Origin of the sequence: Paracoccus sp. MA (genome assembly GCF_020990385.1) — a bacterium.
Taxonomy (GTDB): Bacteria; Pseudomonadota; Alphaproteobacteria; order Rhodobacterales; family Rhodobacteraceae; genus Paracoccus.
Genome location: NZ_CP087598.1, coordinates 2,085,701 through 2,099,138, shown reverse-complemented (window position 1 = coordinate 2,099,138; position 13,438 = coordinate 2,085,701). Strand labels below are relative to the sequence as shown.

The following is a 13,438-nucleotide window of genomic DNA, read 5'->3' as shown; positions in this document are numbered from 1 at the left end:
CTCCTATAGCCTGTCGCCGATCAGGAACTCGGCCGCGCGGTCCAGCCGGATATGCGGCGGCCCGTCGCCCGGCCGCAGCGTGCCGGGGGCCGGGGCGAAATCCATGATCGCGTAATCGCCCTCCAGCCAGCGGGTCGCGCCCTGGCTTGCCGGCACCAAGAGCTCGGCCGGATTGGCGGGCAACTCACCCGGATAGAAGGCCGCCTGCCGCCCGTCCATCAGCGTGCCGCGCACCGCGGGCAGCTCCTCGCCTGCCTCTCGGATCATCTCTTCGGTGGTGGTGCGCAGCGAGGCGATGGACATGGCCTCGGTCCGCGCGCCCGAGAAATCGGCGCGGTCGCGGGCCTCGCGCAGCATGGCGGCGGTGATCGCGGTCAGGCGCGGATGCTGGATGTGGTGCAGGTGATCGGCCTTGGTCGCGGCGAACAGGATCCGCCCCACCCGGCGCGAGCCCAGCAGCTGCGCCAGCCAGCCGGCGCGGCCGGGGCGGAAGGCGGTCAGGATGTCGGCCATGGCGCGGCGCATGTCCTCGACCGCCTGCGGCCCGGCATGGATGGCGCCCAGCACGTCCATCAGCACCACCTGCCGGTCGATGCGGGCGAAATGGTCGCGGAAGAACGGCTTCACCACCCGCGCCTTGTAGGCGCCGAAACGGCGCGCGAACTCACGACCCAGAGGCGTCGCCCGCATCTCGTGCGGCAGCGGCGTGAAGGTCAGCGCCGGCGAGCCGTCCAACTCCCCCGGCATCAGGAAACGGCCGGGCGTGCAGTCCGACCAGCCCGCCTCGCGCGCCAGGTGCAGGTGCCTCGTATAGGACGCGGCCAGCGCCTGCGCCGCCGTCTCGTCAAAGCGGGCCGGGTCGGTGGCGGCCAGCGCGGCGCGGAAATCCTCGGCCCCCGGACGGCCGGCCATACGGTCCAGCACCTCCTGCGACCATTGGTCGAAATCCTTCTCCATCAGCCGCAGGTCCAAGAGCCACTCGCCCGGATAGTCCACGATGTCCAGATGCAGCACCTGCTGGCCGCGCCAGCCGGCGATCAGCCCGCGCGGCTGGATGCGCAGCGACAGGCGCAGCTGGCTGACATGGCGGGTGCCCTCGGGCCAATGCGGGTCGGGGCCGGTCATCGCCGCCAGATGCCGCTCGTAATCGAAGCGCGGCACGGTGTCGTCGGGCTGCGGCTGCAACCACGCCGCCTTCAGCGAACCGTCGGCCGCGGCCCGCAGCGCCGCCATGCGGCCGCGGTCCAGCAGATTCGCCACCAGAGAGGTGATGAACACGGTCTTGCCGGCCCGCGACAGCCCCGTCACCCCCAGCCGGATCACCGGGTCCGAGATGCCCAGGCCCTGCATCAGATCGTCGGCGATACCCATTCCGTCCCTCGCTTTGGCCGGGTCAAGATAGGCAGGCCGGCGGCGGATGTGTAGGGGCACCTCTTTTCGCCCCGACGGCGCTTTGCCATAAGGCGGCATGGATCTGCCCATCGACGCCGTATTGCCCGACCTGACCGCCGCGCTGGCCGCGCATGGCCGCGCCGTGCTGATGGCGCCGCCGGGGGCGGGCAAGACCACCCGCGTGCCCTTGGCGCTGCTGCCCGCCATCCCCGGCCGTATCGTCATGCTGGAGCCGCGCCGCCTCGCCGCCCGCGCCGCGGCCGAGCGCAAGGCCGAGACGCTGGGCGAGCCGCTGGGCCGCACCGTCGGCTATCGCATCCGCGGCGAGGCGGTGCCGGGCGCCCGCATCGAGGTGGTGACCGAGGGCATCCTGACCCGGATGATCCAGTCCGACCCCGAGCTTTCGGGTGTCGGCTGCGTGATCTTCGACGAATTCCACGAGCGCAGCCTGAACGCCGACTTGGGCTTGGCCCTGACATGGGAGGCGCGGCAGGCGCTGCGGCCCGACCTGGCGCTGCTGGTGATGTCGGCGACGCTGGATGCCGAGCCGGTCGCGGCGCTGATGGAGGGCGCGCCGGTCATCCGCTCGGAAGGCCGGGCCTTTCCGGTCGAGACGCGCTGGCTGGACCGCCCCTTGCCTGCGGGCGCCCGGCTGGTCCCCGAGGCGGCGCGGCTGATTGCCCAGGCCGAGGCGGCGACGCGCGACACCGGCGGCACCATCCTGGCCTTCCTGCCGGGCGAGGGCGAGATCCGCCGCGTCCAGGCCATGCTGGACGTCGATGCCGAGGTGCTGCCGCTTTACGGCGCCATGGATTTCAAGGCGCAGCGCGCCGCCCTGCAACCCCCGGGCGGGCGGCGGCGGATCGTGCTGGCGACCGCGATCGCGGAAACCTCGCTGACCATTCCCGACGTGAAGGTGGTGGTCGATGCCGGCCGGGCCCGGCGGGCGCGCTTCGATCCCGGCTCGGGCATGTCGCGGCTGGTGACCGAGCGCGTCAGCCGCGCCGAGGCCGAGCAGCGCCGGGGCCGTGCCGGCCGCGTCGCGCCGGGCATCTGCTATCGCATGTGGGCGCGGGCCGAGGAAGGTGCGCTGCCCGCCTTCGCCCCGCCCGAGATCGCCGTGGCCGACCTGGCCGGGCTGGCGCTGGAACTGGCGATCTGGGGCTCGGACGGGCGCGACCTCGCCTTCCTGACCCCGCCGCCCGAAGCGGCGCTCTCCGAGGCGCGGGCGCTTCTGCGCGACCTCGGCGCGCTGGACGGCAGCAATCGCATCACCCCGCATGGCCGGCGTCTGGCGCCGCTGCCGCTGCATCCGCGGCTGGCGCATATGCTGGTCACGGCCGGGCGCGAGGCCGCCGACCTCGCCGCGCTGATGGCCGAGCGCGACCCGCTGACCGGTGCCCCCGCCGACCTGGCCCTGCGGCTGGCGGCGATCCGCGACCTGCGCGCCTATCAGGACCGCCACCCCTGGCCGGTCAATCCCGGCATGCTGCACCGCATCCGCGACGAGGCGAAGCGCCTGCGCCGCATGGCGGGCGAGGGCGCGGGCCTCTCGCCCGGCGCCATGGCGGCGCTGGCCTATCCCGACCGCATCGGCCTGCGCCGCAAGGGCGGGCAGCCGCGTTATGTGCTGTCGGGCGGCAAGGGCGCCATCCTGCCCGAGGGCGACGCGCTGGCCGCCGAGCGGCTGATCGTGGCCACCGACCTCGATGGCGATACGCGCGAGGCCCGCATCCGCATGGCGGTGGCGGTGCGTGAGGACGAGATCCGCGCCCTGTTCCCCGACCGCATCGAGACCGCCGAGCTGGTGGAATGGTCCCGCCGCGACAACCGCGTCATCGCGCGGCGGCAGGAACGCCTCGGGGCGCTGGTTCTGGCCGACCGGGCGCTGGACGATCCCGACCCGCAGGCGCTGGCCCGCGCCGCCTTCGAGGGGCTGCGGGCCAACGGGCTGACCTGGAGCCCCGGCGCCGCGCGGCTGCGGGCGCGGATCGCGCTGATCCCGGAACTGGGCCCGGTCGATGACGACAGCCTGCTGGCCGATCCCGACTGGCTGCTGCCCTGGCTCGGCAAGGCCCGGACTCTGGCCGACCTGCGCGGGCTGGAGCTGGCCGAGGCGCTGAAGGCGCGCATCGGCTGGGACGGCCAGCGCCGGCTGGATCAGGCGGCGCCGGCGCATTTCGTCACGCCGCTGGGCCGCAGGGTGCCCATCGACTACGACCACGAGACACCCTCGGTCGAGCTGAAGCTGCAGGAACTGTTCGGCCTGTCGCGCCATCCGGTGGTCGGCAACCGGCCCCTGCGCATCACCATGCTGTCGCCCGGCGGCAAGCCCGTCGCTGTGACCACAGACCTGCCCGGCTTCTGGGCCGGGGGCTACGCCGATGTCAGGAAGGACATGCGCGGCCGCTATCCGCGCCATCCCTGGCCGGAAAACCCGGCTGAGGCCGACCCGACCACCCGCGCCAAGCCGCGCGGCACCTGACCATTTCACCGTTTCCCAAATACTCCGGCAACCGCGCAACCTAGGCCGTCCGCAACCCCCTCAACCGGAAGGCCAGCACGATCATCGCCACGCCGATCAGCAGCGCGAAGAGGCCGATCAGCCAGGCGATGCCCAAGAGCCCTGCGGCCGGCACCAGCGCCATCAGCACGCCCCAGACGACCAGCAGCAAGCCGCTGAGCCCCAGCGCCCATTCGCCCTCGATCTCGTCCCGCAGCCGGATGGCGGCGATGATGCGGAAGACGCCGGCGACCACGCCCCAGGCGGCCATCCAGAGGATGAAGGCCAGCGCCGTCGCCTCGGGCCAGAACAGCGCCATCAGGCCGATGAGGATCGACAGGACGCCGTCCAGCGCCCAGGCCCACCAGCGGTCATCCGCTGCCTTGCGCCGGAAGGCCGTGACGATCGCCATCGCCCCGTCGAAGATCGCATAGGCGCCAAAGACCAGCAGCAGTGCATAGACGGTCAGCCCCGGCCAGATCAGCGCCATCAGGCCGAACAGGATCGCCGCGATGCCGCGCAGCAGCGGCACCCACCAGTGAGCGGCCATCACCCGGATCAGGTTTTCCATGATAGTCGTCCCCCTTTTTCAGGCCCATTTCGGGATCGCCGGATCGAAAAGCCTCGCACCCGGCCTGACAGGGAAAGGTTAACATGGGGTTGCGCGGAACGGCCCGCGCGGGGCTCAACAACCGAAAGTTGTGGCGGATTTGCTACAATGCCGTCAGTCCAGCCGCTCGGGCAGGCTCATGCCGCGCAGGATCTCGGCCGCCGGCATCGGGCGCTTGCCTTCGCGCTGCGCCTCCAGCACCTCGATGGCGCCCTCGCCGCAGGCGATGGTGAAGCCCGACAGCACGCGGCCCGGCGCGCCAGAACCGGCGGCAAGGCGCGAACGCAGCAGTTTCACCCGCTCGCCCCCGATCAGGCACCAGGCGCCGGGAAAGGGCGAGAGGCCGCGGATCTGCCGGTCCACCTGCGCCGCCGGCCGGGTCCAGTCGATCCGCGCCTCGGCCTTGTCGATCTTTTGCGCATAGGTCACGCCTTCGGCCGGCTGCGGCCGGGCGGGCAAGGGCAGGCGGTGCAGCGTCTCGACGATCAGCGCGGCGCCCATCTCGGCCAGCCGGTCGTGCAGGTCGGCGGTGGTGTCCCCGGGGCCGATGGCCGTGCGCGCCTCGGCCAGCACCGGGCCGGTATCCAGCCCCGCCTCCATCTGCATGATGGCGACGCCGGTTTCCGCGTCGCCGGCCATGATCGCCCGATGGATCGGCGCCGCCCCCCGCCAGCGCGGCAGAAGCGAGGCGTGGATGTTCAGGCAGCCCAGCCGCGGCGCCTCCAGCACCGGCGGCGGCAGGATCAGCCCGTAGGCCACCACCACCGCCACATCGGCGGCGAGCGCGGCGAAATCCGCCTGGTCCTGCGGCGCTTTCAGCCGCTCGGGCGTGCGGACCGGCAGGCCCAGTTCCTCGGCGGCGCGATGCACGGGCGAGGGGCGGGGCTTCTGTCCGCGCCCCGCCGCGCGGGGCGGCTGGGAATAGACCGCGACGACCTGGTGCCGCGCGGCGATGGCCCGCAGCGCCGGGACCGAGAAATCGGGTGTGCCCATGAAGACGACGCGCATCTCTGCCCTCCTTGTGTCGGGACCTCATATCCCGGGCGCCGGCGCGGCAAAACCCTGCATGAAGGCGCGGATGTCGCGGGTGGCCTGCGCCCGCGCCCGCGCGTCGAATTCCAGCGGCGAGAGCGACGAGCGTTCGCGCTGGTCGAAGCCGTGATTGATGCCGGGATAGGTGATGACGGCCAGATGCGCGCCCCGGGCGACCAGATCCTCGCCCATGCGGCGGCAATCGGCGGAATCGGTGATCGAATCCAGCTCGGCCAGCAGCATCAGCCCCCGCACATGGCCGGGCCAGGGCCCCTTTGCGGCGCCGTTCAAGAGGCCGCAATAGGGGTAAAGCAGCACCACCGGGCCAAGCTGCGCGGCCAGGCTGTCGCGCGGGATGGGCCATGCGGTCAGGCCGGGCGGCGGCTCGTCCTCGCCGATTGCGCGCAGCAGTTCCATCGCCGTCCAGCCGCCATGCGAGGCGCCGAGCAGCGCCACATCCGAGGCGTCGATATCCGGCATCCGCCGCAGCGCCGCCAGCGCCACGGCCAGGTCTCCGGCGCGTTCGGCCCCCGGCAGCACCTGCCCGGCGCAGAGCGCGCGCCAGGCCTGCGCCTTGTCCAGCAGCCGCGGCGCATGGCTGTCGAGGATCAGCGCCGCCCGGCCCATGGCCACGAATTGGCGCGCCCAATAATCCATGTTGTCATGCACCCCGTCGCAGCCCGACAGCAGCACCGCGGCGGGGTGCGGGCCGGGACCCTCGGGCCGCAGGATGCGCCAATGCGGCTCAAGCCGGGCCAGCCGCTCGGCCGGGGTCTCGGTCGCGGGCTGCCAGCCGGCATAGTTGCGCGCCGTGTTCAGCCCCAGCGCCAGCGCCACCAGCCCCAGCATCGCCAGCGCGAGGATCAGCCGTTTGCGCATCCGAGCCTTCCGTCCCGGCCGCAGATCGCCTTGAGCCTTTCGGTATCGGCTGCCGACCAGCCCTCGGGCGCGGTGACGGCGATCCAGCCGTCGATATAGTCGCGGGCGTGATAGGTATGGCCGAAGCCCGGCGGCGCCGAGGTCGAGACCAGCATGTCCACCGCCAGCTGCAGCTGCGTCACCACCGGGGTGAAGCGCAGCCGGGGCGAGATATCGGGCGCCGGCGCCTCGCGCATCCATTCCGGCGCCCGCCACAGCGAGGCCGGATCGTAGAACACGATCGGATCGCTGGCATATTGCAGAAACAGGATGCGCAGCCGCCCCCAGGGCCGGCCCGAACGGTCGGGCGGCGCGTATTGGCTGGCATAGCGGATCACCTCGCCCTCATCCATCTCGGGCAGGACGAAGCGGCTGCCGGGCTGGCGCGCGCCGTTGGCCTGCCGCCACAGCGTCGAGGGGAAGGGCGGCCCGACCCAGAAGGCGCCGGCGACCGGCTCGTTCATCATCTGGAACGGGTTGAAGGCATACATGGACGACCAGGCGCCCAGCGAGATGCCGTGCAGATACAGGCGCGGCCGGCGGTCCGCCGGCAGGTGGCGCCAATGTTCATAGACCGCGCGCATCAATGCCGTGGTCTGGTCGAGCCCGGCCTCGGTCTCGAAGATCAGGGCCAGCGGGCTTTGCATATAGGAATATTGCACCGCCACCGTCGCCACGTCGCCGCCATGCATGTATTCCAGCGCGTCATAGCTGGCCGGGTCCATCCAGCCGGTGCCCGTGGGGCTGGCCAGAACCAGCACCTTGCGGTCGAAGGCGCCCACGCGCAGCATCTCGTCCAGCGCCGCCTTGGCGCGCACCTCCGGGTCCTTGTCCTGCGCCAGGCCGACATAGATGCGCAGCGGCTCTTTCGCCGGCCGGCCGGTGAAGCCCGAGATGGCGCGGGCGCGCGGCCCGCCCAGCACGAAGTCGCGCCCCGGCTTGCCCATCAGCTCCCAGTCGATGCCGGAGGCGACCGAGCCGGCCTGCCACGGCTCGGCGGGCGGAGGGACATTCGGGTCGGTCAGGTGCTGGGCCGCGGCATAGGAACTGTCGGCGATGCGCATCGCCCCGTTCACCACCCCGTCGCGGGTCAGCGTCACCACGATCAGCGCCGCCAGCAGCAGGCCCAGCACATTGGCGCTGCGCACCGGGATATAGCGCGCCAGCCGCAGCCGCAGCAGGTCGAACAGCGCCTGGATCGCCTTGCCGATCACGAACAGCGCCAGGAACACCGCCAGGGCCAGGGCCAGCATCTTGGCGGTGTTGTTCACCTCCAGGTCCGGCATGCCCATGCGGGCGCGGATGCTGTTCTGCCATTCTCCCGACAGGATCACCCCGCGGCCCAGCAGCACCAGCACCGGCACGGCCAGCACCGCATGGGCGATGCGCGCCGGCCGGCCCTTCAGCACCGGCAGCTCCAGCGCCCGCCACAGCGCCAGCAGGAACTGGGTCATCACATAGCCCGCCGCCATCGAGACCCCGGCCAGCACGCCCTGCATCAGCCAGTCCCGCGGGATCAGCGAGGGCGTGAGCGAGGCGGCAAAGAACAGCAGGCCGGCAAGAAGGGGCAGCACGGAAAACATCACTGGCCTGACCGTCTCTCGGGCTTGGCCCGCCGGGGGCGGCGGGCGGGTTTCGGGAACGGGACTTCGGGCGCGGGACGCGGGGATTTCGCGAAGGCGCCGTGCCGCCGCCCGTTCGGGCCGAGGTTAAGCGGCTGCCGCGGCAAAGAAAAGGCCGCGCAGCAGCCCGTCGCAGCGTCATCGGCGCGAACCCGGCGCCGGCCCGCCAGCGGCGGCCTGCGGCGGCGGGCGGGCGGGAGCGGCATTGCCCGCCCGTTCGGCGGATGCCCGGACCACGCGCGGGGAGCAGGCTTTCCGGGCCGCGGGCCCGGTGGGGCCGGGCTAGAACGCCTTGAAGGTGATCGTGGTCAGCGTCCGCACGATATGCGGGATGTCGAACAGCTTTTCGGACAGGTAATGCCCGACATCCTGATCCTCGGGGACGTAGATCTTGGCCAGCAGGTCGTAATCGCCCGAGGTCGAGTAAAGCTCGCTGACGATCTCGCGATCGTAGATCGCATCGGCGACCTCGTAGGTCTTGCCGGGCGAGCAGCGGAACTGGACGAAAACCGGGCGCATGGCGAACCTCTCGATCTCTGGCGCGGCCAGACTAGACCGGGCGCGCGGCGCGGGTCCAGTCCCCGCGCGCCAGCCCGCGCCAGAAGCGGCGCATCAGCAGCACGGCGGCAAAGGTCAGCCCGGCGACCAGGCCCAGCCACAGGCCGGCCGGGCCGATCCCGGCCACGAAGGCCAGCCCGTAGGCCACCGGGATGCCGATCAGCCAATAGCTGATGGCCGCGATCACCATGGGCACGCGCGTGTCCTGCACCCCGCGCAGCAGCCCGAGACCGATCACCTGCATCGCATCCATCAGCTGGAACAGCCCGGCATAGAACAGCAGCCCGGCGGCCAGTTCGATGATCGCCGGGGTCTCGGGATGGGCCGCGTCCAGATAGAGCCCGACCAGCTGGCGCGGGAACAGCTCGAAGGCCGCCATGGCCAGCAGCGCGATCACCACCGAGACCGCCGTCACCGTCACGCCCGCGTCGCGCATCCAGAGGGCGTCGCCCCGGCCCTTGGCCTGGCCGACCCGCACCGTGGCGGCGTTCGACATGCCCAGATGCAGCATGAAGGTCAGCGAGGCCAGTTGCAGGGCGATGCCATGCGCGGCAAGCTCGCGCGTGCCGATCCAGCCCATCATCACGTTCGAGCCGACGAACAGCCCGCCCTCGGCCACCATGGTCAGGCCGATGGGCAGGCCCAGCAGGAACACGGCCCGGATCGCGGCCCGGTCCGGGCGCCAGAACCGCTGGAAGAGGTGATACTTGCGCGCCACCGGCAGCCAGGCCGCATAGGCGGCGATCGCCAGCAGCCCGGCATATTGCACGGCCACGGCGGCGATGGCCGCGCCGCGCACCCCCAGCTCCGGCGCGCCCAGATTGCCGAAGATCAGCACCCAGTTCAGCACGATCACCAGCGGCAGCCCGGCCAGCGTGATCCACAGCACCACCTGCGTGCGCTCCATCGCCGCGAGATAGCTGTTCAGCGTCAGCTGGCACAGCACCGCGATCAGCCCGACGCCCTCGATGCGCAGATAGTCCTGGGCCAGCAGGGCCACCTCGGGCGCCTGGCCGACGGCCAGCAGGATCGGTTCGGAATACCACATCGCCGGCAGCACCAGCACGCCGTAGAGAATCGACAGCCACAGCGCCATGCGCGCCGCGCGGCGCACCTCGACCTCGTCCTTGCGCGCGATGGCGGCGGCGATCACCCCCATGACGCCGATGCCGAAACCCATGCCCAGGAAGAACAGGATGTTGAAGAAGGACACGGCGATGACCAGCGCCGCCAGTTCCGTCACCCCATACCAGCCCATCATCACCGTATCGGCGACATGGATGGCCATGCGGGCCAGATGGCTGCCGACGAGCGGCAGTCCAAGCGCGAGGGTCGCGCCGAGATGGGGGGCGTAGCGGCTGAACGTCATGCGCCCTGCCTTATCCTTGGGCAGGGCCTGCGGCAAGCCGTCACGCCGGGGCAGGTTTCAGGGCCGGATCTCGACCTCGGTGCCGATGCGGGCATGGGCGAAGATTTCCTCGATCTCGGCATTGTCGACGGCGATGCAGCCGGCGGTCCAGTCGCCCTTGACGCGAAAGCCGTCGGGGATCTGGTTCGGCTGGCCGTGGATCATGATGTCGCCGCCCGGGCTGACGCCCAGCCGGCGCGCCGCCTCGCGGTGGCGGGCCTGCGGATAGTCGATGCCCAGCGACAGGTGATAGGCGCTTTGCCGGTTCAGCCGGTCGATGCGGAAGATGCCCTCGGGCGTGCGGCCGTCGCCCTCGCGGCTCTTGTCGCCCTCGGGCGCGAAACCCAAGGCGATGCGGAAGGTCCGGGGTGGGCCGCTTTCCTGCCAGACGGTCATGCGCCGGGCGGATTTCTCGACCAGGATGCGCCGGACGGGCGAGGCGATGGGTGCCTCCGGCATTGTCGGCGGGCGCTGGAAGACCGGCGGCAGGGTGATGCGCGGCAGCCGGAACTCGGGCAGGCGCAGATCGGGCAAGCCCGGCCAGTGCCAGCCCGCCGCCGGCGGCTGGGGCTGCGGCTGCGGCGCGGGCTGCGGCGCCCAGATCAGCCACAGCCCCCAGAGCACCGCCGCCAGGCACAACGCCGAGAAGATCCCGCCCAGCCGCTTCATTGCAGGTCGCGGAACGCCTCTTGCAGCCGCGCCACGGCCTCGGCCACCCGGGCGCGCGGCGTGGCGAGGTTGAAGCGCAGGAAGTCCTCGCCCCCGGTGCCGAAACTGCCGCCGTGGTTCGCGGCGATGCGGGCGCCCTGCTCGACGCGGCGGGTGAACTCGGCCCGTTCCATGCCGGTGCCCGAGAAATCGACCCAGGCGAGATAGGTTGCCTGCAAGGGCATCGAGCGCAGGCCGGGAATGGCGTTCACGCCGTCGTCGAACAGCCGCCGGTTGCCGTCCAGATAGCCGGTCAGCGCATCGACCCAGGCCGCGCCCTCGGGCGAATAGGCGGCGGCGACCATGCCCGGCCCGAACAGCCCGGGCGAGATGCCCAGGGCCATCAGCCGGGTTTGCAGGCGCTTGCGCAGCCCCTCGTCGCCCACGATCATGTTGCCGATATGGGCGCCGGCGATGTTGAAGGTCTTGGTGGCGGCGGTCAGCGTCACCAGCCGCGGCGCGGCCTCGGGCGCGACGGTCGCCAGCACCGAATGGCGCGGGCTGCCGGGCAGGACCAGGTCGTGGTGGATCTCGTCCGAGACCAGGATCAGGTCATGGGCGGCGCAGAAATCGGCGACCTGACGCAATTCCTCGGCGCTCCAGACCCTGCCGCCGGGATTGTGGGGCGAGCACAGGATCAGCATCCGCTCGCGCCCGGTCAGCAGCTTCTGCCAGCCCTCCCAGTCCATGCGATACTGCCCGTCATGGATGGCCAGCGGGAACTCGGCCACCTCGCGGCCCGACGCGCGGATCACCCGGGCGAAGGCGTGATAGACCGGGGTCATGATGATCACCCGGTCGTCCGGCCGGGTGAAGGCATCGACGCAGACCGCCGTGCCGTTGACCAGCCCGTGCGCCGAGAGGATCCATTCCGGCTGCACTTGCCAGCCGTGGCGCGTCTCCATCCACCAGCGGATCGCCTCGACATAGGCCGGGTTGGCGCCGGGATAGCCATAGACGCCATGCGCCGCCATCGCCTCGACCGCGCGCTGCACCGAGGCCGGCGGGCGGAAATCCATGTCTGCGACCCACATCGCGATCCCGTCCTGGGGCGAGACGCCGTAGATCGCCTGCATGTCGTCCCATTTGGAACAGGCGGTGCCGGTGCGGTCGATGATTTCGTCGAAATCGGGCTGGGCCATGGTTTCCCCTCGTTTTCCGTCGCCGTGCAGCATAGCGGCTTGTTGCGCAAGGCCAAGGCTTGCCCTAGATCACGGTCATGACCTTGCGCAGCATCATCCTCCACCCCGATCCGCGGCTGAAGAAGCCCTGCGAGCCCGTGGCCCGGATCACCCCCGAGATCGAGACCCTGGCCGCCGACATGCTGGCCACCATGTATGACGCGCCGGGCGTGGGCCTGGCCGCGCCGCAGATCGGCGTGCTGTCGCGGCTTTATGTCATGGATTGCGAAAAGGACCCCGAGGCGCCGCGCAACCCCGTCGTCATGGTCAACCCCGAAGTGACCTGGACGTCCGAGGCGCTGAACACCTATGAGGAGGGCTGCCTGTCGATCCCCGACCAATATGCCGACGTGACCCGCCCGGCCCAGGTCCGGGTGCGCTGGCTCGGCCTCGACGGCAAGACGCATGAGCGCGAGTTCGAGGGGCTCTGGGCCACCTGCGCCCAGCACGAGATCGACCACCTCGACGGCAAGCTGTTCATCGACTACCTGAGCCCGATCAAGCGCCAGATGATCACCCGCAAGATGGTCAAGCTGAAGCGCGAGCGGAACCGTGCCTGAGCCCCTGTCGGGCCAGGACGCCGCGCAGGCGTCCGGGGGGCCCGACCCCGCCGCGCTGGCCGCTCGCGGGCGCATCCGCCCGATCCTGCTTCATCCCGACCCGGCGCTGCGCCGCCTCTGCGATCCGGTCGGCCGGCTCGGCTGGGACCAGGTCTCGCAACTGGCCGCCGACCTGCTGGCGACCATGTACGACGCCGGCGGCCGCGGCCTCGCCGCGCCGCAGATCGGCGAAGGCTGGCGCATCTTCGTCATGGATCACGGCTGGAAGGAGGGCGCGCCCTTGCCCCGCGTGGTCATGGACCCCGAGATCGCCCCGCTGGGCGGCGAGGTCGCGACCATGGAGGAAGCCTGCCTCTCGATCCCCGGCCGGCCGATGGCGGTGACGCGGCCGGTCACGATCTCGATGCGTTGCTTCGACATGAGCGGGGCGCTGCAATTGCTGACCCTGAACGGCATCGAGGCCCGCATCGCCCAGCACGAGGCCGACCATCTCGACGGCCGGCTGATCCTCGACGCGCTGGACGGCGGGGAAGAGTTCGCCGCGCGTTAAGCCGGCCTTAGCCATTTCGCGCTAGACCGGGGGCGAAATCGCCGGAGTCGCCGCTTGTCCCTGCTGCCCGAAATCCTCTGCTTTCTCCTCGGCCTGTGGCTCGGCCGGCGGTCGAGGCGCGCCCATGGACGGCGGCACGAACAGCCCCGCGACGAATGGCTGGCCTATGGCCAGGGCACCGGCATCCATGTCCGGCGCGATTCGCGGCGGGCGGACAGTCCGGGGCGGATCTACCTGCACTCGCCTCCTTGACCCGGCAGATCGCATCTCTGCCGGGCTGCCGATTGCGCAGGACGATGCCGGGCCCAGCAGGCGGGGGCCGATCGGGCTTTGCCGGCGGCCGGATGCGGCGAGGCGCTGCGCCGGGCGGCCAGGCCATCGGGACGCGCGCCCTTG

At 71.4% G+C, this 13,438-nt stretch carries 13 protein-coding genes; 4 read left to right on the top strand and 9 right to left on the bottom strand.

Going from position 1 to position 13,438, the window contains the following annotated elements:
- Window positions 1–3: 3 nt before the first annotated feature.
- Window positions 4–1,371, bottom strand: a complete 1,368-nt coding sequence (locus LOS78_RS17475) for a YcjX family protein (RefSeq protein ID WP_028713402.1) — start codon at window positions 1,369–1,371, stop codon at window positions 4–6.
- 97 nt (window positions 1,372–1,468) lie between these two features.
- On the opposite strand from LOS78_RS17475, the gene hrpB reads away from it, so the two are divergent.
- Window positions 1,469–3,877 carry an ATP-dependent helicase HrpB gene (hrpB, locus tag LOS78_RS17470; protein WP_230377624.1) on the top strand — a complete coding sequence of 803 codons (2,409 nt, stop codon included), beginning with the start codon at window positions 1,469–1,471 and terminating at the stop codon, window positions 3,875–3,877.
- A 40-nt stretch (window positions 3,878–3,917) separates the two neighbouring features.
- Here the strand turns inward: hrpB and LOS78_RS17465 are convergent, their stop codons facing one another.
- From LOS78_RS17465 to LOS78_RS17430, 8 genes are all read right to left on the bottom strand, one after another.
- Complete coding sequence (locus LOS78_RS17465; protein ID WP_230377623.1) at window positions 3,918–4,466, bottom strand: HdeD family acid-resistance protein; 549 nt, start codon at window positions 4,464–4,466, stop codon at window positions 3,918–3,920.
- A gap of 153 nt (window positions 4,467–4,619) precedes the next feature.
- Complete coding sequence (gene fmt / locus LOS78_RS17460) at window positions 4,620–5,513, bottom strand: methionyl-tRNA formyltransferase (protein ID WP_028713405.1); 894 nt, start codon at window positions 5,511–5,513, stop codon at window positions 4,620–4,622.
- Window positions 5,514–5,537: 24 nt separating this feature from the next.
- A complete protein-coding gene (locus LOS78_RS17455; RefSeq protein WP_230377622.1) occupies window positions 5,538–6,416 on the bottom strand; it encodes a dienelactone hydrolase family protein in 879 nt (292 codons plus the stop codon).
- The gene (locus LOS78_RS17450; protein ID WP_230377621.1) at window positions 6,401–8,038 is read right to left on the bottom strand and encodes an alpha/beta-hydrolase family protein; all 1,638 of its coding nucleotides are present in this window, start codon (window positions 8,036–8,038) and stop codon (window positions 6,401–6,403) included. The genes LOS78_RS17455 and LOS78_RS17450 overlap by 16 nt, the downstream gene beginning before the upstream one ends.
- Before the next feature lie 321 nt (window positions 8,039–8,359).
- Window positions 8,360–8,596, bottom strand: coding sequence for an Lrp/AsnC ligand binding domain-containing protein (locus tag LOS78_RS17445; RefSeq protein WP_028713408.1), 237 nt, complete (start codon window positions 8,594–8,596; stop codon window positions 8,360–8,362).
- A 31-nt stretch (window positions 8,597–8,627) separates the two neighbouring features.
- Entirely contained in the window at window positions 8,628–10,004 is a 1,377-nt protein-coding gene (locus LOS78_RS17440; RefSeq protein WP_230377620.1) for an MATE family efflux transporter, read from the bottom strand.
- A gap of 57 nt (window positions 10,005–10,061) precedes the next feature.
- Window positions 10,062–10,712, bottom strand: coding sequence for a murein L,D-transpeptidase family protein (locus tag LOS78_RS17435; protein WP_028713410.1), 651 nt, complete (start codon window positions 10,710–10,712; stop codon window positions 10,062–10,064).
- Complete coding sequence (locus LOS78_RS17430; RefSeq protein WP_230377619.1) at window positions 10,709–11,893, bottom strand: MalY/PatB family protein; 1,185 nt, start codon at window positions 11,891–11,893, stop codon at window positions 10,709–10,711. The genes LOS78_RS17435 and LOS78_RS17430 overlap by 4 nt, the downstream gene beginning before the upstream one ends.
- Window positions 11,894–11,970: 77 nt before the next feature.
- Between LOS78_RS17430 and def the strand changes: the two genes are divergently transcribed.
- Genes def through LOS78_RS17415 form a run of 3 tightly spaced genes read left to right on the top strand, consistent with a single transcriptional unit; the run spans window position 11,971 to window position 13,294 of the window.
- Window positions 11,971–12,492: a peptide deformylase gene (gene def, locus LOS78_RS17425; RefSeq protein WP_230377618.1), complete on the top strand. Its 522-nt coding sequence runs from the start codon at window positions 11,971–11,973 to the stop codon at window positions 12,490–12,492.
- A complete protein-coding gene (locus LOS78_RS17420; protein ID WP_028713413.1) occupies window positions 12,485–13,042 on the top strand; it encodes a peptide deformylase in 558 nt (185 codons plus the stop codon). The genes def and LOS78_RS17420 overlap by 8 nt, the downstream gene beginning before the upstream one ends.
- Before the next feature lie 54 nt (window positions 13,043–13,096).
- Entirely contained in the window at window positions 13,097–13,294 is a 198-nt protein-coding gene (locus LOS78_RS17415; RefSeq protein WP_230377617.1) for a hypothetical protein, read from the top strand.
- Window positions 13,295–13,438 lie beyond the last annotated feature (144 nt).